Source organism: Enterococcus diestrammenae (assembly GCF_049384045.1).
Taxonomy (GTDB): domain Bacteria; phylum Bacillota; class Bacilli; order Lactobacillales; family Enterococcaceae; genus Enterococcus_C; species Enterococcus_C diestrammenae.
In genome coordinates this window covers 14,334-33,617 of sequence record NZ_JBMRGR010000009.1, presented here as the reverse complement: position 1 = coordinate 33,617, position 19,284 = coordinate 14,334, and the positions used below count along the sequence as shown (strand labels likewise).

15 protein-coding genes are annotated in these 19,284 nt (G+C 43.2%); 3 read left to right on the top strand and 12 right to left on the bottom strand.

Features of this window, described 5'->3' with window-relative positions; genetic code table 11:
- Nucleotides 1–552: 552 nt before the first annotated feature.
- Nucleotides 553–2,196, bottom strand: a complete 1,644-nt coding sequence (locus ACO03U_RS07710) for a putative polysaccharide biosynthesis protein (protein WP_204686465.1) — start codon at nt 2,194–2,196, stop codon at nt 553–555.
- A 287-nt stretch (nt 2,197–2,483) separates the two neighbouring features.
- Nucleotides 2,484–4,247: a 1-deoxy-D-xylulose-5-phosphate synthase gene (locus ACO03U_RS07705; protein WP_423104538.1), complete on the bottom strand. Its 1,764-nt coding sequence runs from the start codon at nt 4,245–4,247 to the stop codon at nt 2,484–2,486.
- A 172-nt stretch (nt 4,248–4,419) separates the two neighbouring features.
- Here ACO03U_RS07705 and ACO03U_RS07700 point away from each other — a divergent pair, with 172 nt between their 5' ends.
- The 3 genes from ACO03U_RS07700 (at nt 4,420) to ACO03U_RS07690 (ending at nt 7,775) form a co-directional block, all read left to right on the top strand.
- A complete protein-coding gene (locus ACO03U_RS07700) occupies nt 4,420–4,854 on the top strand; it encodes a MerR family transcriptional regulator (protein WP_161870537.1) in 435 nt (144 codons plus the stop codon).
- Between the two features lie 158 nt (nt 4,855–5,012).
- Entirely contained in the window at nt 5,013–6,527 is a 1,515-nt protein-coding gene (locus ACO03U_RS07695) for a UDP-N-acetylmuramoyl-L-alanyl-D-glutamate--L-lysine ligase (protein ID WP_204686467.1), read from the top strand.
- A gap of 663 nt (nt 6,528–7,190) precedes the next feature.
- Entirely contained in the window at nt 7,191–7,775 is a 585-nt protein-coding gene (locus tag ACO03U_RS07690) for a helix-turn-helix domain-containing protein (protein WP_204686469.1), read from the top strand.
- A 206-nt stretch (nt 7,776–7,981) separates the two neighbouring features.
- Here the strand turns inward: ACO03U_RS07690 and ACO03U_RS07685 are convergent, their stop codons facing one another.
- The 10 genes from ACO03U_RS07685 to ACO03U_RS07640 form a co-directional block, all read right to left on the bottom strand.
- Nucleotides 7,982–8,503 carry a GNAT family N-acetyltransferase gene (locus tag ACO03U_RS07685; protein WP_161870534.1) on the bottom strand — a complete coding sequence of 174 codons (522 nt, stop codon included), beginning with the start codon at nt 8,501–8,503 and terminating at the stop codon, nt 7,982–7,984.
- Between the two features lie 262 nt (nt 8,504–8,765).
- The gene (locus ACO03U_RS07680; protein ID WP_204686471.1) at nt 8,766–9,974 is read right to left on the bottom strand and encodes an arabinan endo-1,5-alpha-L-arabinosidase; all 1,209 of its coding nucleotides are present in this window, start codon (nt 9,972–9,974) and stop codon (nt 8,766–8,768) included.
- 127 nt (nt 9,975–10,101) lie between these two features.
- Nucleotides 10,102–11,523: a glycoside hydrolase family 43 protein gene (locus ACO03U_RS07675; protein WP_204686473.1), complete on the bottom strand. Its 1,422-nt coding sequence runs from the start codon at nt 11,521–11,523 to the stop codon at nt 10,102–10,104.
- 120 nt (nt 11,524–11,643) lie between these two features.
- Nucleotides 11,644–13,083 carry an alpha-N-arabinofuranosidase gene (locus ACO03U_RS07670; RefSeq protein ID WP_204686475.1) on the bottom strand — a complete coding sequence of 480 codons (1,440 nt, stop codon included), beginning with the start codon at nt 13,081–13,083 and terminating at the stop codon, nt 11,644–11,646.
- Nucleotides 13,080–14,696 (bottom strand): glycoside hydrolase family 43 protein, encoded by a 1,617-nt coding sequence (locus ACO03U_RS07665; protein ID WP_204686477.1) that lies wholly within the window; start codon nt 14,694–14,696, stop codon nt 13,080–13,082. Before ACO03U_RS07665 ends, ACO03U_RS07670 begins: the two co-directional genes overlap by 4 nt.
- A 78-nt stretch (nt 14,697–14,774) precedes the next feature.
- Nucleotides 14,775–15,734, bottom strand: a complete 960-nt coding sequence (locus tag ACO03U_RS07660) for a glycoside hydrolase family 43 protein (RefSeq protein ID WP_204686479.1) — start codon at nt 15,732–15,734, stop codon at nt 14,775–14,777.
- Nucleotides 15,735–15,758: 24 nt separating this feature from the next.
- A complete protein-coding gene (locus tag ACO03U_RS07655) occupies nt 15,759–16,154 on the bottom strand; it encodes a DUF4064 domain-containing protein (RefSeq protein WP_161870528.1) in 396 nt (131 codons plus the stop codon).
- Between the two features lie 7 nt (nt 16,155–16,161).
- Nucleotides 16,162–17,007, bottom strand: a complete 846-nt coding sequence (locus ACO03U_RS07650; RefSeq protein WP_161870527.1) for a carbohydrate ABC transporter permease — start codon at nt 17,005–17,007, stop codon at nt 16,162–16,164.
- Nucleotides 17,008–17,019: 12 nt separating this feature from the next.
- On the bottom strand, nt 17,020–17,898 hold the full coding sequence (locus tag ACO03U_RS07645; RefSeq protein WP_161870526.1) for a carbohydrate ABC transporter permease: 879 nt from the start codon (nt 17,896–17,898) through the stop codon (nt 17,020–17,022).
- Nucleotides 17,899–18,009: 111 nt separating this feature from the next.
- Nucleotides 18,010–19,263 carry an extracellular solute-binding protein gene (locus tag ACO03U_RS07640; RefSeq protein WP_204686481.1) on the bottom strand — a complete coding sequence of 418 codons (1,254 nt, stop codon included), beginning with the start codon at nt 19,261–19,263 and terminating at the stop codon, nt 18,010–18,012.
- Between the last annotated feature and the right edge of the window lie 21 nt (nt 19,264–19,284).

The window sequence follows — 19,284 nt, the reverse complement described above, 5'->3', positions numbered from 1 at the left end:
GGTGGATAACAACCAATAATTGGCTAGCTCACCTTAGCGATTTCTGCTTAGGTGAACTGTATGCGATACATTCCTTTAGCCCTCAGACATCCGTAACACTACAACCCGAGAGATTCTCCTCCAGCAAGTCCACCCTGTTTTGTTGATAATTGATTTATTCCCTTTGCTTCGTAGATCCAACAAATTATTTTCTTGTAGGGTAGCATGTGTACCGTGAAAAAGGTGAAATTTAGCGTAGTAGAATTGGAATAGCAGTAGCTCACAGGATGTGAGATGAAAGTACTTAGAGTTGGTGGCGCCTTGCGACACTTACTCTAAGTTTGAAGCTCCAAGGGAAATGACAAACACGGTTTACGTTTGGCATTTCCCGGTCCAGCGACAGCTATTTCAATTCCTACGAAGCTAAATTTCACCCTTTCTGTACCATCGAAAACAGTATGAAACTTTCAATAACCCTTGGTAAAATTGAATTTCAAATCGATGAAAACTTATAAGGCCTTAGTCTACAAAAAAGGTTATGGATTTTTCACCATAACCTTTTTTGTGGATTCATTATTTCAAGTGTAATTTTCGTCGAATCGTATCTGCCATATTGCCTAATAGCTTGTCTGCTAAGCGTGTCTTCAGCGCCATAAAGACGTAGACCCCACCACCAACGGCAGCCACTAGCAAAATCATGACTAAAGATTGCATTTTACTATTGGTATTCAAGAAGATTCCTAAAATCTGGCGCGTCACCAGTGCTAGTACTGTCATACCAAGACTCATCAAGAAGATTAGAACGACGCGCCGGAAAGTCAAGACAGCATTGAAGCGAGAAACTTTTTGTAATTTCCAGAGATTCAAGCCACAGATCACCGCAAAGCCAATCATCGTAGAGAACAATGGTCCATAGACTTCAAACACGCGAATCAGTGGGTATTGCACCAGAAGTTTTACTAAGAGACCAATCACAAAATAGGCAATGGCTGACCCATTTTCATACATCCCCTGTAACATGCTGGAAGTCATGGAATACAAGCCCAAAAACAGCCCGGCAATACAAGCTACTAACAACACTTGTGTCCCCAGATGGCTTGGGGCATAGAAGAAGGTGTTTAACGGATAAGCCAACACCATCATCCCAAAAGTTGCCGGTAGCATCACAAAAGCAAACAGCTGCAAGTTGTTAGAAATCAATTTCGCCAAATCGTCTCGGCGGTTCAAAGTCGTTGCTTCGGTAATCAAAGGCAACCCGGTAGAGGCCATGGAAGTCGCTAACCCGATCACTACCATGGTGAGTTTATCCGGATTGGCACTAAAAATCGAGAACAATTTTTGCAGCTGACTTTCCGAATAGGTCGTAAAGCCTTGCATCGTCCGGACAAAGGTCACTTGGTCCACCAATTTGAAAATGGTAATCCCCGTCCCGATAATAATAAACGGAATCGCTTCTCGGATGGTTTCCAAAATCAATTCTTTGGTATCGAGTTTGACTTTATTGGCACTGTGTTCCACCAGATAATCCATCCGGACCCGATTTTTTTGGAAAAAGTACAGCAACACTAAAATACTAGCAATCGCTCCAAGAAACGCAGCGAATGTCGATTGTACCACGGCTTCGACATATTTTCCTGAACCGACTTTCATAATGAAGAACGTCGCCAATAACATATAAAAAATCCGCGCTACTTGTTCAGCTAACTGGGAAATCGCATATGGCATCATATCGTGCTGTCCTTGGAAATAGCCGCGAATAATACTCATACAAGGGATAATCAAGACTGCCACACTTAAGGAGCGAATGACCGGAATCAGGTCCGAACCCCCACCTGAAATCGAAGCTAGCCACGGGGCACTGAGATACATCACGCCACTACAAATGGCTCCAAAAACCGCCATCACAGCCAAAGCATTTTTGAATAAGCGGCGACTCGTGGCGTATTCATTGAGGGAATTGTAATGCGCCGTTTGCTTACTGAATGCCGCCGGAATCCCTGCGGTGGAAATCATCAAAAATAGTGCATAAAAATTGTAGCCCATATTGAACAAGGCATTGGCTTGGTATTGGTCGCTGCCCAACCAATAAAACCACGGTACCACATAGATCGCACCTAATAGCCGAGAACCGACATTGCCTAGCGTGAGCCAGCTAGAACCACGGGCCATCCGTTCTTGGGCGGATAGGGATTGTTGCGGTGACTTATTTTCTGCCATATCGTCTCTCCTGATTCACAAATTTAAACATATGAACTCATTTTACTATAAACCGCCAAGCAAACAACAGAATTTGAGAAGATTTAATTTATTTAGCAAAAATGATTGAACACAAATGGGGATTGGTACTTAGCAATAGCTTTCCTTTCCTTCATTGGCTAGCATGGCAAGCGCAATTTTTTCTACGCTAATCCTTTAGCGTCACAAAAGACAGCCCTTCTTAAAAAAGCCACCACGCCAACTCCTCAGCTGGCGTGGTGGCTTCTCCTGTTTGCTTGTTGATGATACTAGTCTTTTGTTGCTACTGTTGTCAAAATTTCGCTGACAATCTTTTCTACGGTAATACCAGTGGCTGCCAGCAAGTCAGCGGCAACGTAGCGGTCGTGGAAGGCCTTATCCAATCCATAATTCAACACTTTCAAAGTCGTTTTCCCTAAATAGCTGGCCACCGTTTGACCATAACCACCGTCTAAAATGCCATCTTCTAGCGTGACAAGAACTTGGTGATCAACGGTTAGTGAATCCAACAGTTTTCTATCTACCCCAGAGATAAATTTCGGATTGATGACAGTGGCTTGAATGCCATGTTTTGCCGCCAATTCCGTGGCGATTGCTTGGGCCAGCTGATAAAAATTCCCGACTCCCAGTATCGCTACGTCCCTACCAGTTTGGGTCACGGCGTTTTTATTCAAGAGAGAATAGTCGGTCGCATCAGCCACGCCTGTTTCCTGTAACGGACCAACAGGCACGCGAATAGCCACTGGCTGTTGGTCTTGTTCGATGGACCAGTCCAACATAGCAAGATATTCCTCTTTGGAAGTTGGCGCTAAGTATACCAGATTAGGAATATGACTCAAAAATGGGATATCAAAGATCCCTAAATGGCTTTCGTCGTTCATACCGTTCACCGAGGCTTGATAAACCAAAATCGTTGCTGGCAGATTGTTCAAAGCAATATCATGACTAATTTGGTCGTAGCTCCGTTGCATGAAGGTGGAATTTACCGCCCAGACTGGTTTGGCGCCATTTTTAGCCAAACCTGCCGACATGGTTGCTGCATGTTCTTCTGCGATGCCCACATCGACAAACTGAGCCCCAACTTGAGCCCGCTGCTCTGGTGAGAACAACATCATCGGCGTCCCAGCATTGAGAGCGACGACAGTAGGATCTTCTTGCATTTTCTTCATTAGAAAGTCAGTCGTCACACTACTGTAGGTCGCTTGAGCTGTACTTTGCCCCAAGTATTCCCCGATTTCCAAGCTAAAGGGGCCACCGGCATGGAATTTTTCGCGATTCGCTTCGGCAAACTTGAACCCTTTGCCCTTGATGGTGTGGATGTGCAACAAGACTGGCTGATTGCTATCTTTTACCTCTTTCAGTAATCCCATCACCGCCTGCAAATCGTTGCCCTCTGCTAAATAACGATACTCAAAACCCAGTGCTTTAAAGAAATTATCGCTGGCTGCTCCATGAGTTTCTCGCAAAGTCTTCAAGTTGCGATACAGGCCACCATGATTTTCCGCGATGGACTGGTCGTTGTCATTGACGATGACGATCGTGTTGGTCCCCAGTTCGACGATATTGTTCAAGCCTTCATAGGCCAACCCGCCAGAAAGAGAACCGTCCCCGATGACTGCCACAACATTGTAATTTTCTTGTTTCAAATCCCGCGCTTTCGCCACACCATTGGCCAAGGAAAGGGAGGTGGAAGTATGCCCAACAGTAAACAGATCATGGTCGCTTTCTTGGGGATTGGTGTAGCCAGATACATCGTCAAAGTGGGTGGCATCGGTAAATGCTTGGCTCCGGCCCGTCAACATTTTGTGAACATAAGACTGGTGTGAGACATCGAAAATAAGTTTATCTGTGGGGGAATCAAAGACGGTATGCAGCGCCACCGTCAATTCCACTACGCCCAAATTTGGGCCGTTGTGTCCGCCGTGTTGGCTGATTTTCGTCAACAAGGCTTGACGCGCTTCCTCCACGACAGTTTGTAATTCTTCAGGGGTTAATTGTTTTAAATCTGTTGGTGATTGAATCATTTCTAGCAAATGTAAGACTCCTTCTTTTAAAAAATTTTTTTAAAGTACGGGACCCGTTTTAAGCTCATCAAAGCAAATCGAGCAGCTACCATTGACCTTTTAGCAAAAGCACTTTACAATCGTAATACCTAAACCTGACTTTAGGTCAAGCAAAAAAATGAAAAAAGTTGGAGGAATTTTTATGTATTCAATCGGTGAAGTGGCGAAACGGTTCAATTTGCCGGTTTCCACCTTGCGTTATTACGATAAAGAAGGGCTCTTTCCTGATATACAACGGGTCTCCGGTATTCGCAAGTTTTCCGACAATGAAATTGAAGCACTTCGGATTATCGACTGCTTGAAAAAATCTGGTCTGGAAATCAAAGACATCAAACTCTTCATGACTTGGACGAAGCTAGGCAAAGAAACTTATCCTGCTCGCAAAGAACTCTTTGATCATCAACGAGAAATCGTCGAAGCAGAAATCGAAAAACTAGAACGAGTCTTGGACATGTTGAAATTCAAATCTTGGTACTACGACGAAGCCATCAAACAGGGAAACGAAGCCGCCGTCAATGCTCAAATTCCAGACAACTTGCCGACAGATATTCACCAAAGTTATCTAAATACTCACTGATAAACCGGCTGCCAACGAGGCCAATCCTGAGAAATGCTATTTCCTATCTTCCTACTTCTTAACCCGCTCTCGCAAGCCTAGCAATTCTTGAATATTTCACCCCTTTCTTCCGTGTGCTATAATGAACAGAGAATTTTGACGAAATGAGGCGTTTACCCGTGACTCTGACACTGGCTACCGTTTATGATATTTTGCAAGAACACCATCTACTAAAAGAATTCATCTTGCCGGATGGTTGGCATTTGGCTAAAAAGCAATTGCCTACCATGACCTTTGGCAAGATTTCCTACGATTCCCGCCAAGCCGACAGCGATACCCTCTTTTTTGCCAAAGGGGCGACATTTAAGGAAGATTATTTAGTCAAGGCCAAAGAACAAGGATTATTGGCCTATGTGGCAGAACAGCCTTATGAAGTCGCCTTGGCTTGCGGCATCATCGTCACTGATATCCGCAAAGCGATGGCCCTCTTGAGTATGGCCTTCTATGATTATCCACAAAATCAGTTGAAAGTCTTGGCTTTCACCGGTACCAAGGGTAAAACGACAGCCGCTTATTTTGCTCACGGGATTTTACAACAGGCCACCGGCAATAAGTGCGCGATGCTATCCACCATGCAAACCACGTTAGATGGTGAACATTTTTTCAAATCCCATCTGACGACACCGGAATCGTTAGACCTTTACAAGATGATGGCAGAAGCAGTAAGCCATGGCATGACCCATTTAGTGATGGAAGTCTCCTCGCAAGCTTATAAACTAGACCGCGTATACGGCTTAAAATATGATGTTGGCGTCTTTTTAAACATTTCTCCTGACCATATCAGTCCCATCGAACACCCAACATTTGACGATTACTTCTATTGTAAACGCGAACTGATTTACAATTCCCGAGTGGCGATTGTCGATGCGGATATGGATTACTATCAGTTAGTTGACGAAAGTTGTCACATAGGGGGCATTCCACTATATACTTATGGGCGCAACAGTGGCGACTACTTAGTCAGCTCATCAGCAACCAATCCCAACGAGTTTTATTTAGAAGGTCGCCTCGATCCACTAAAAATGACCGGCAACTACCGCGTCAAGCTCCCTGGCGATTTCAATCAAGACAATGCCTGTGCAGCTATTTTAAGTAGTGCTTTACTAGGGGCTACCACTGAAGACGCCTATCTGGGACTGGCCAACATCACCGTGCCTGGTCGGATGTTGCAACTCACCCTTCATAACGGCGCCACAGTCTATGTGGATTATGCCCACAACTACATCAGCTTGAAACTGTTCTTAGAATACACCCGCAAAGTACATCCAGAAGGTCGACAAATCGTCGTCCTGGGCTCGCCAGGCAACAAAGCCATCAGTCGGCGCCAAGATTTCGGCCAAGTACTTTCGGAACTAGCAGATGTGGCCGTCTTAACCATGGACGACCCGGCCTTTGAAGATGCCTTGACCATCGCCCAAGAAATCGCGAGGGCCATCAACAATCCACAAGTAGAAATCCTCTACGAAATGGATCGAGCCAAAGCAATCGCCCTTGCTTTCCAACTAGCCCAACCAAACGATGTCGTCTTAATCGCCGGCAAAGGGGAAGACCCGATGCAAAAAATCAACGGCGAAGACACCCCTTACGATGGGGACTACGTGATTGCAAAGCGCTTGATTGAAGCAGAGGTTTGACTCAGATGAATAATGGAAAAAGGCCGCAATCAAAAGCGGCCTTTTTATTGGTCACAATATCTCTATACCTGACGATGTGAGATATATGGAATTGAAACAGAATATACGTACGTTTTACCTCCACCAGTACCTCCTTGAAAAGATGAAAGTAAAATTTTCCCACTATAGGTAGCTTCGTATATTCTTTCTTGGTAAGCTTTTCTTCGAGTTGCTGTCACGTTTATTTATCCTGGTGGGTAGCTAGAAGTTCCATAAGTTGTTTTACTAACAGTAACCTTATTCGGGAAATTAATATTGCCTCCTGCCCTAGGTGTAATCAAACTATATGATTCCTGTACGTTAAATTCAAAATGACTACTATCAAAATAATTAGGATTATAGTCATCAATTGATATTTTTGTTTCATCAGAAAACGTAAGTACTAAGCTATTAGCCTCAATTTGCATAGATTTAAGATTATTTTCATTAAAAAATATATTTGTAAGCGCTACCTACACAGAATAATAGTAATGTAAAGGGAAAGTAGCACAAATATAGTCGCATTTTACGATGTCGCGTTTCCTTTACATATCGTTTTTACTCATTATGACCTCACCGCAACCGTTTGTTTCTTGGTTATTGGAATAAATTTTTTTATACTTACATTATGAGAGGTGACAGCAAATGGAAATAGGAAAATCTCTACAACACTATCGAATGACCAATGGTATGACTCAGGAACAATTAGCGCAGATTTTAAATGTCTCCAGACAAACAATCTCAAAATGGGAAAATGATCGTAGCTTCCCCGATATTGAAAATCTCATCTGGCTCTGTGATCTCTATCATATTTCTTTAGATGAGTTAGTCGGAAGAAAGCAAATCGTCTACGAAACCAAGAGTATTCGGAGAAAAAATAAAAGAAAGGAATTGATGAGCTTGTTTCCAAAATACACGGGAATAATTACCGCGCTAGCCGTCGCAATATTAGTTCTTATATCAGGATTGGGTTACTATCAACAACATAGAGAAGAGGCAGAAATCAAAGAGCATGGATTGGTTCTGCGGGTCTATAGCGTTGAAGATACTACTGTAGATTCACAAGGTATGTATGATAAACTAATCCTTGAAAACGGCGAAGAAATTGATGCTACTATCAAGAATATTGAAAAGTATAAATTAGAAAGTCCTGTAAATAAAATAAAGCCTAATAAAACGGAAAAATCTACTATCCAAACGCTACTTGATAAAAAACGAATTCACAAATAAGAAAAGCTTGAAAAAGTACAGCAAGAGTCAATTAAAAAAACTTAATCCTCCCTCAGACATCTGAAACACGAAGGAGATATAAACTCACGGTATCGTTCCTGTGGGTTTACTATCTCCTTTGTTTTTACGTCTTACAGAGTTGGATACCGTTCTTTTTGCGCTTTCATTTTAGTCCCTGTACAACATTTTTTCTGATAACCAAGGTTTCAACCCTGTAATTCCCCCTCCAACAATCCATAGACCAAGGTATCCAGCCATAAAGGCGTGCCGGCTTCACTGCGCTCAAAATAGATATTTTTCCGCAAGTGTCCTTCTCTTTGAAAACCCAAACGCTCCAGTAAACGCCATGAATTCGTATTTTTTGGATTGCACTGAGCAAAAATTCGTTGCGCATGCCCTTCAGCAAAAGCCCACGCAATCAATTCTCGGACAGCTTCCGTGGCATATCCCTGCTTTTGAAAGTCAAAGTGGAAGACGTAGCCCACTTCCCAATTTTGATAATCTTGCTCTGCCAAATAAACATTTCCAATCAACTGTCCACTATCCTTGAGACATACCGCCCACATCGTTTGGGACTGGGAGCGTTGCTGGGCAATCTTTTGACATTCGGCCAATGTTTGCGGCGGATAGGGTTCATAGGCCACTACTCGCTCATCTGACAAATACCCATGGATTGCTGGCCCATCCTCTGGGGTAAATCGACGTAAACGTAAACGTGCTGTCTCCATTTTTTCTCTCCTTCATCATTTGTAAATAGTCCTGCTACCAGTTACTAGCTTCTCACTTTTTGTCAAAATACATTTTTTAAATACAACATTCTATCTTATAAGATATTTTATCAAAGAAAAAAGTTGAGATAAACGAATTGGTCTCTGCAAGAATATGGCATATATCCTAAAAACCCTCGATAGCGATGCTGATGATTGGCATCAGTCACCGCTATCGAGGGTGTTATCGGTATTCAGTCGTTAGCTCAGGGATGGGTGATTTTCAAAGTTTCCGTCCAATAAAACCGAAACCAGCTTCTGACAGCCCCGACAACTCTAAGCGCAAGCCGTCTGTTGTTGGTTGCCAATAGGGAATGAATTCCCCCAAAGCGCAGCGATAAATACCTTCCGGAGAAATCGTGACATCTGTCAGCTCTTGTTTCACTGCTGGTATCAAGTCACTGGTTTTGTTAAACATGACAATTTCCCAGTCACCGGTTAGATCAGATGTGGTAACCCCCTTTTTCGGTTGATCGCCATTATAAAAATCAGCACTCACCAGTGGCCAACCATCGCTCGTCCAATAAAGTTGGCGAATCCCCACGAAAAAGTCGGCGGTGTGAGGTACACGACGAATATGATGGACGCAGAACTCCGCCCCATCGGAACGCCGGAAAATCGAGTTGTGCCCTGGACCGTATAATGGCGCTTCATCCAGATACTGATAGCTCCCTAGCAATTTGGTCCCCACTTCATTGGGATCTCCCGTCAGCTCCGTCAATTCCCGTCCGTTGCGATCCAGATACGGTCCGGTAATCTCCTTGGAACGCCCCACCCGAATATTGTAGGTATCATTCAAGGAATCAAAGGAAACAAACAGATAGAAGTCATCCGTTTTTTCATTGTAATAAATAAAAGGCCCTTCAATCGCCCCCTCTACCGACTGAGGACGAATGGCAATTAATTTGCCATAATCGCTAGGATCCTTCAGCTTACCAGTTGCTTTGTCGACAGCACAAATATGAATCCCGCCAAAAAAGGAACCATACGTAAACCACTGCTCGCCGTCCCGGTCAGTACAAATATTGGCATCGATGGCATTGTGGCTAGCCAAATGCGGGGCCGTTTTCACCACTTCTCCGCGATCTTCCCAAGGTCCTAGGGGATGAGGTGCTGACGCCAACCCGATATAAGAAGTCGTGCTACCAAAAGTCGATGCGGAATAATACATGCGGTACTCATTGTTGTATTTAATAATTTCTGGTGCCCACAACCCTTCCAGACCATTGGTAGCTCCGGTCCAAGCATCGGCTTCTGCCGGCACACCGTCTTCCAGAGCAGTCTTTTCAAAGCGCCAATGAATCAAATCCTTCGAGCTTCGAATCGGCACGCCGCTGGTTTTTGGTTGCTGAGTATCGGTGGAAACCATATAGTAAGTTCCATTTGCTTCAATAATCGTGGGATCGTGGACGCCGTTGATGGCATTGTTCATGAGGAGACCTTCTTTCAAAATATATTCTTCTAGCAACCACCTAAGTAAATTGCCTTAAAAAAGGCAGTCCTGGCGTAGAACTGCCCGTCATCCTTGTCACTACCTGAATAGATAGGTGATTTCTAGCTTAGTTTCTTCCCACTAGGAAAAGAGGTAACCCCTCCGCTGATGTCCCCGTAAAGCACATCACTTGTGCATCTTGACGTGGATCCCAAGCAGAGATAAAGCGTCCCTTATAGGTCACTTCGGCTACAGTCACGCTACTATCTTTGTCAGAATTACTTTCAGCAGATTCCCAGCTACCGGCTTCATCACCAGAAATCCGACCACTTTTTTTCAATTTAACTGTCACCGGTTCACTGATTGTTTCGCTGATTTCTTTTGTCGTAGTGATTGCATCATAAGTGCCAGCTTCTTGAGCCTTGGTGTAATCGTCTATTGACTCACCACCATAGCGTAACGGACTAACTACTGGCCAGCCGTCTTCGGTAAACCACATTTGATGAACCCGTATCAAATGTTGCTCGCCAGAATTAGTAAACCGAGTGTGAAAAATTAGATAGTAATGATCTTTTGCTTCATCATAATAAACGGAGTTATGTCCTGGAGAAACGTAGCCATCGTTACTAAAACTTTCATCAGCCACATAGGAAAAATTCCCCATCAGCTTCACTCCATAAGGCGCAATGCTAGCATCGTCAAAGGCGGTATTTGGTTTTCCTTTTACCTCTGACATCAAATTGCCTTCGCTATCTTCATATGGTCCATCCGGAGATTTGGAGCGAGCTACTCGCATATTGTAGCCTCCTACAGCATCCAATCCGCCAAAAGATAAGAAGAGGTAATAATACCCAGTATCTTTATTGTATTGAATATAAGGTGCTTCGATCCGGCTATGATTGCCACCTATTAATTTTGTTCCGTAAGAATTACGATCTTTTGGCAACCCGTTTTCGGCCATTTCCATAATGTATATCCCACCAGAATAAGAACCGTAAACCATCCACAACTTACCCTCTTCATCATAGAAGACATCCGGGTCGATAACGTTGGGATCTTTAGTTGCATTGTAGTTTTTATCAAATTGAGGCGATGTACCGGAGTACAAAAAGGATTCAACTTTTTTGTACGGCCCTGTCACCTCGTCAGCCACTGCTACGCCTAAAACGGAAAGAGGTGACGTACCCTGACAAAAACAATAATACATATAATACCGGCCGTCTTTGAGTTTAACGATATCTCCAGCCCACAAAGTATCCGTCTTAGCATAGTCGAATTCCTCCGCCAACTCGCTGCGAATATCTTCAAAGAGCTGATCTTCAGCTACTGATCCTTGAAGCTGTTCCCATTTCATTAAATCCGGACTCTGAGCAAACATCATATGAGAACCGATCACATAATAATTGTCACTATCTTGAATAATGGAAGGATCATGGACCGAAGCTTCTTCAAATACTGGTTCAGTCATTGGTGTTACTGGTGTGGTCTGACAGCCAGCTAAAAACAAAATTACACTACAAGTCAGTAAACCTTTTACTAGTCTTTTCATGCATCACCAAGTTTTCTTGATATTTTTGTCATCCATCTATGTTAGTTTTGAAATCAGAAAACAAAGGACCCGCAAAAGTGCCTCTTAAACAACCAATTCAGCGAGTCCTTGTCTATTCAATTATTTAGCCAGCGTAAAAGTAACCACACTCATAGCAGGTAAGCTGATTTGCAAGTTACTGCCCTCTTCTCGATACGCAGTAAAGTCTTGAATCGTCACCGTTTCTGGATGATCAAAATCATTGTAGGCATTCATTTCCGTACCCACTAAGCCCCGTGCTGCTTTGACTGACACTGGGGTTTCAAAAGCAAAATCCAGTGCTGCTGTTTCGTGGACATCATAGTTCGTCACGCTCAAAGTGATTACACCATCTTTTTCAGAAGCAGTCATACTTACGTGTTCTGGCACCTCACCAAAACCAGTGATCAGTTGAGCATCTTGGTGATCTTTGTACAAATCAAAGACATGGTAACTTGGTGTTTTCACCATTTTGGCACCATCTGTCAAAATCATCGCTTGTAATACATTGACCGTTTGAGCGATATTGGCCATGTGCACCCGATCTGCGTGTTTGTGGAAAATATTCAAGGTAATAGCTGCCACCATTGCATCTCGAATCGTGTTTTGTTGATACAAGAAACCAGGGTTGGTGCCAGGTTCTGCAGTAAACCAAGTCCCCCATTCGTCCACGATCATGCCAATCCGTTTTTCTGGATCGTATTTGTCCATGATGGTGCCATGACGAGTAACAAGTTCATCCATGTATTCTGCTTTTTCACATGTCACATACCATTCTGCTTCATCAAACTCTAACGCACTGCCTTTTTCTTCCCAGCCCCGAGGATGCACGTAGTAATGCAAACTCAAGCCATCCATCATCCAGTGGGCGTTTTTCATCAAGGTTTCGGTCCAATGATAATCATCCACATTGGCACCACCAGCGATTTTGTAGATTTTTTCATCGCCATATTGACGGACATACGTCTGGTAACGACGGTATTCATCCGCGTAATATTCCGCCCGCATATTGCCACCGCAGCCCCAGTTTTCATTACCAACACCGAAGAATTTCATCTTCCATGGTTCTGCTTGGCCGTTTTTACGACGTTCTTCTGCCATTGGTGAAATGCCGCCCATGGTGATGTATTCCACCCATTCTTGCATTTCTTGAACCGTGCCGGAGCCGACATTACCGTTGACATAAGCTTCACAGCCTAATTGCCGCACCAATTCGAAAAATTCATGGGTCCCGAAGCTGTTGTCTTCGGTCACGCCACCCCAGTGAGTATTGACCATCATTTTGCGATTTTCTTTGGCGCCAATGCCATCTTTCCAATGGTATTCGTCAGCAAAGCAGCCCCCTGGCCAACGCAAAACGGGGATTTTGATGTTTTTCAATGCTTCAACGACATCGGTGCGCATCCCGTTGACGTTTGGAATCTCAGAATCTTTACCGACATAGAGCCCTTCATAGATACAACGGCCGAGATGTTCGGCGAAGTGGCCGTAGATGTATTTGCTGATTGTTGGGTTTGCTTGGTTTTGTACTAATTTAATCATTTTGTCCCTGCTTTCTTGACGCCCCAGATGGTTTGATTTTCACCAACTGCTGAAAAGACAATCATATCTTCAGTGGCATCTTCTGTTTTTTTCTGTTGGTTGACGACACCTTTGTAGATTACATCGTCAATCGTGATTTCAATATACTGTTCATCTGCTAATTGCCACGTCCCAGTGACATCTCCGGTAATTTTGTGATCAGCAGTAAAGGTGATAGTTTGCGTTTCTTTGACTTGCCCTTCGTTATCAGTACCATGCATCACAAACTCATAGCTCGCCTCTGCTAAATCTGTTTCGATCACTTTTTTCAATTCATAGCCACTCGTGTATTCAAATGGCATCGTCACTAACCAACCATCTTGGTTGACTTCCATCGGGTCTACTCGAACTTCATGGGCTTCACCACCAGCAAAGCGGGTATGGTAAACTAACAACCGTTGTCCTGATTCCGTGATGATAAAGGAATTGTGCCCCCCGGACTTATACGCCTTTGTTTGCCCGTCCAAGCGATAATTCCCCATCAGTTTCAGACCATAAGCGGAGTTACTGTCACCTTTTTCAATAATTCCAGTCTTGCCATTCATATCCACATATGGGCCATCTGGATGTTCAGATCTAAATAGGCGCATGTTGTAGCCTCCATTAGATTGGAGACCACCATATGTGATGAAGTAATAATAGTAGCCACTTTCTTCATCATATTGAATATACGGACCTTCCCCGGATTGATGGAAACCGCCTGAAAGTTTGGTCCCAAAGTAACGATCGATTACACGGCCATCTTCAGTCGTGCCATCTTCCCCTGGATATTTCGGCTCACCAGTCGCTTGATCTAGCTCTAACAAGTAAATCCCACCAGACCATGAACCATAAGTCATCCACAGCTTGCCATCTGCATCATAGAAAAGCGTTGGATCAATGGCGTTTGGCGCATAATCTGTATTATATTCGTACTCATTTTTGCCCCAATTTTCACTAAAACCAGCGACTTTGCCATCTTTAATCAATTGTTTCAGATTTGTCGCTTCATAATTGGTATTGCGATCACTGCCGTCTGTGGAATCTTCCTCAGTAAAGCCGGAATACACTACAGTATCACCATACGCATAAGGGCCTTCAATAGTTTTAGCTACCGCAAAGCCGATACATGAACGGCGCCAAGTAGAAGTCGCACTGTAAAAGTACATATATGCGCCCTTGGAACCATCATTCCATTTGTAGTTTTCGTTCCAAATGACGTCTGGCGCCCAGACTGCATAGCCATTAGCCGCATCCCCATCATCATAGCCAGCCCATTCAAAAGATTCCTTCAAGTTTTCCTGGAGATTTCCTAGTATAATGTTGTCCTCAGGATTTTCGTATTCCACATTAAAAGGGACCTCCCATGTAATCAGATTGTCGCTTTTAGCCTCTGCCAAATGACTTCCGAAAATATAGAAGGTCTCTTTTCCGTCTTTGTCTTTCACTGAAGTAATCGAAGGATCGTGGACGGAGACCCGTTTCATTTCCATCGTTTCCCAAGCCTTTTGTTCCGGCAATTGTTGCTGTGAACAAGCTGTCAAAAGACCGCAACTAATCAGCAATATCGCGCCGGTGGTAAGTGTCTTATTCATAACGCCTCCTACAAAAATTTAAAAGAAGTGGGCAGTAATCTTTCACTGCCCCCATCTCATTATTTGCGCTGATTACGCCTACTCTTTTCCAAGTTCGTCTGCAATAGGTTCACCAAACACAGGGAACCCTGCTTCGTTCCAAGTAAAGACTTGAGCCCGAGCATGACGATCCGGATTGTTCAATGGATCAGCAAAATCATTTTTCTTAGGTCGTGCGTGATAGACCAACACATCTTCACCAGTGGGTAAAACCGTGAAAGAGTTGTGTCCTGGTCCATATTGATGATTCTTTTCAGATGATGCAAAAACTGGTTCAGCAGATTTATGCCATGCATAAGGATCTAGCAAATTTTCGTTTTCATCGGCCCACAACAGACCCATGGCATAGTTTTCATCAGTGGCGCTACCAGAGTAGGTAATGAAAATTTTACCATTACGCTTGATAACAGCCGGCCCCTCATTCACCATAAAGCCGATTTTTTCCCAGTCATATTCTGGAATTGACAATAATATTTGTTTACCCGTCAAGGTCCAGGGATTGCTCATTTCTGAAAGATACAGATTTGAATTTCCTGGTACGATGGGATCCAATTGGGCCCATACATAGTAAAGTTTTCCTTGATGTTGGAAGGTTGTGGCATCTAGGCTAAAGCTTTCAAAAGCTGTCACCACTTGTCCTTTTTCTTCCCAAGTACCTGTGAAAGGATCCTCGCTAGTATTTTCCAAGACAAACATGCGATGATGCCGGGTGCGATCCCGAACTTCTTCGTCATTGCTAGCAGCAAAATAGATATACCATTTGCCGTCGATAAAATGAATTTCCGGAGCCCAAATCAACTGACTTTGATTGCCAGATTCGTGAGCTTGCCAGATAGTTTTCGTGTCTCCATCTCGCAAGTCATTGAGGCTTTTTCCTCGTCTTAGTTCAATTGACTGATAGCCCGGAACGGATCCAGTAAAGTAGTAGTAACCGTCGCTATGGCGGTAAACCCAGGGGTCAGCCCGCTCATAGACAATCGGATTAATTATGCTTTCCATTGGCATATCACCTTTCTCCATTTTTCAAACTGATTTGAGTGCTTTGTTACGAGCCAGGTAGATTACCAAGGCTGCTAGATAAAAGAAAATGCCGATAACATCGAAGGAGACAAAGGAGATCACAGTACAGACCCCTAACCAAATCATGATTTTGCGATCCACAATCTGACCCTCCATCAAGCGAGCAACAAATAAGGTGACGATGCCCATGATTAAGACAAATAATCCATAAATCATAGCTACTTGCACCAAATTATCCAATAGGCTCGTGTTGGCATAATCCGCTTTGTCTACGTGGCTCAAAACTTTTGTCCCTTCCTCACGAAACCAGCCTGAATATCCGAAAATCGTCAAGGCAGCTGCCACAATATTCCAAATCCCGCCTGCCATCATCAATAGTTTTTCAGCTTTTCTTTTCATCAATCTTCTATCCTTTCACACCTGAGTTCAGGTTCATGGACTGTACGAAGTATTTTTGTGCAAATAAGAACAACAAGACAGTTGGAATGATTGCCAAGAAGGCTGAACCCATCAATTGACCAATCATTCGATAGTTACCATAAATATCTTGCAACAATAACAACCCAGCCGTAATTGGCATTTTTTCCACATCATTGTAAACAATTACTGGCCACAAGAAATCATTCCATGAACCAGTGAAGGAGAAGAGACCCGTTACGATTAAGACTGGCTTAATCATCGGTACAATAATCCGTGAGTAAATCGTAAATTCCCCAGCTCCATCAACTCGAGCAGATTCGTCAAATTCTTTAGGAATATTCTTCATAAACTGACGTACCAAGAAGATATTTCCCATCCCAGCTAAACCTGGAATAATCATAGCCAAAGGTGAGTTTACCCAGCCAAAGGTTTCAATAATTTTGTATGAAGGAATCAAGTTCACCACACCAGGGAACATGGAAATCCCTAGTAATAGGAAGAACAATTGATCCCGATGCTTAAAGCGCATCCGGGAATAGCCATAAGCAGTCAATGAAACAACTAAAACGACTAGTAACGTATGACTAACAGCAATGAAAAGTGAGTTCCATAACCATTGCAAGATGGGTGCTGTTGAACTATTTTCAAGAATGGCTACGTAGTTGTCTAAAATCCAATCAACTGGTAACAGGCGGAAACCTGTTGAAACCACTTCTGTCTGTGAACGAAATGAGGTCATAAACCCGAAGAAGAGGGGCATGATCCAGATCAGACACAAAACGATTAAAAAGATATATGAAATCCATTTGGTTGCTTTTCCGGTATTTTTCATGATTGCCTCCTCCTAATCCGTATTTTTGTTCATTAAGTAGTATTGAATGGCTGAAATTACTAAGATAATCAGACCAAGCAAGACTGCCATTGCCGAAGCGATTCCGGCAATCGATTCACCGTGACCAAACGCCAATGACCGAATGTACATCATTAGTACATGGGTGCCCTGTTTTGGTCCCCCTTTGGTCATCATCAACGGTTGAGCAAAGACGTTGAAACAACCAGCAGTCGTCATCACCAAAGTATAAACTAACGGGAATTTGATTGATGGCAACGTAATATGAATAAACTTCTCAAAAGCGGTCGCCCCATCGATTTCAGCAGATTCATACAAATCTTGAGAAACCCCAGCAATTGCGGCTCGATAGATAACCATATTCCCACCGATACCACCCCAGACACTGACGATAATTACTAGTAGCCAGGCATAGGGTTGTTTGGCTGCCCAGGAAAAGTTCATCCCGAACAAGTTGTTCATCATCCCCAATTTTGAATGGAAAATCAATGACCAAATCAAAGCTGCAGCAGAGATTGATACCAATCCTGGCACGTATAAAATCCCTTGGAAAAGTGATTTAAATTTGACGTGGCGATTTTCCAGTGCAACAGCAATCAGCAATGGAATCAAAATAAGTAACGGTACCATGATAACAACGTAAATTAGTGTGTTTTTCAAACCATTGGTAAATTGAAAATTAAAAGTCGAAGAAGAGTCAAATAAGATCGTTTTGTAGTTATCCAGACCCACCCATTCAGGATCTGAAACGAGATTCCATTTGGTAAAGGATGCATAAATCCCATAAATGGTTGGAATCAAAATAAATGTGGCGAACAATAAAATATGCGGTCCGATAAAAGCAATCGGCTTGAGATTGAGTTTTTTGTTCACTTCTTAAACCTCCCATGTAGGTGTATCACCGACGTAGCGTAGCGGCGTGAATCGTTTAAGTCACCTTCCTCCCCGTGAAACGGTTGGGGAGGAGATGACTTAGCGGATTGGTTATTCTGCTGAGGAACCTGTATTACCTTCTGCAATTTTATCTTCAACGAATTTTTGCATGGTTTGCAAGCCTTCATCTAAGTCCATGTCACCATAGACGATATCTAAGCAGTAAGTGTTGATAGCTTCTTCAACGTATGGATAGTGAATGTAAGTGAAGATATGCAAGGATTCTTCTTCTTTTGGACTAGATGTGAAGAAAGATTGCTTGTAGTTCTTGAATTCATCACTTTCGATAACTTCTTTAGAGGCTACGATTTGACCAGCTTTAGCCCATTCCATTGAGTTTTCACGAATATATTCGATGAAATCAGCAATCCCAGCTTCTTTTTCGTCAGTCCGTTCTTCGTTTTTCAACATGGAGAACATGTGAGAAGAACCGCGGTTGGTGAATTTGTCTGGTGAGAAAGCGTAGATATTTGTCACACCATAGTTCAAACCTTCAACGGCATCATGGGCAGTAGATGTCCAAGTACCATCAGTTGAGAACAAAACATTACCAGATTGGAACATCAAGTAACCGTCTTCACCATTTGGTGTCATCAAACCAGCGTCCGCTACTTCTTTTAAGGCTTCCAAAGCTTCCTTCATTTCAGGAGTATTGACAGTTGGGTTGCCATCTGCATCAGAGATATCCCCACCCAAGTTGACGATTTGAGCTAAGATACACCATGAAAGTAAGGCATTGTTCACAACGTAATCGCCATCTTTCATTTTTCCTTGAAGAGACATCATTTCATCAAAGGTCACCACATTGTCATCCAAGAAGCTTTCCACACCGTATTCTTTCATCAAGTCAATGTTGTAATACATTGCACTGGAGTGAATGTCCAATGGTACAGTGTATTGCTTCCCATCGACGGTCCCGGCTGACCATGCTTGTGGCAAGTAATTATCCGCATTGATTTCTGTTTTGTCTTTGATGACATCATCCATCGGTTCCAACATATCTGATTGTACGAAACCTGGTACCCGGTCAGCGTGAATCAAAGTCAGATCTGGAACATCTTTCTTAGAGTTCATTACAGTGTAAATCTTAGTGTACATATCTGATGTAACCACTGCTTTTACTGGGTATTCTGGATCTGTCTTGTTGTACTCTTTAACCATGTTATCCATGTAAGCGCCATCGTCACCAGTCAGTGGATTCCAAAAGGTGATGGTTTTGGCATCTTTTTTACTACCACAACCCGCTAACATAAATACTGCGCCCAACGCTAACAAGCTAGCCCCAATCATTTTCTTTGCTTTCATTTTGTCCATCCTTTCTCTTCC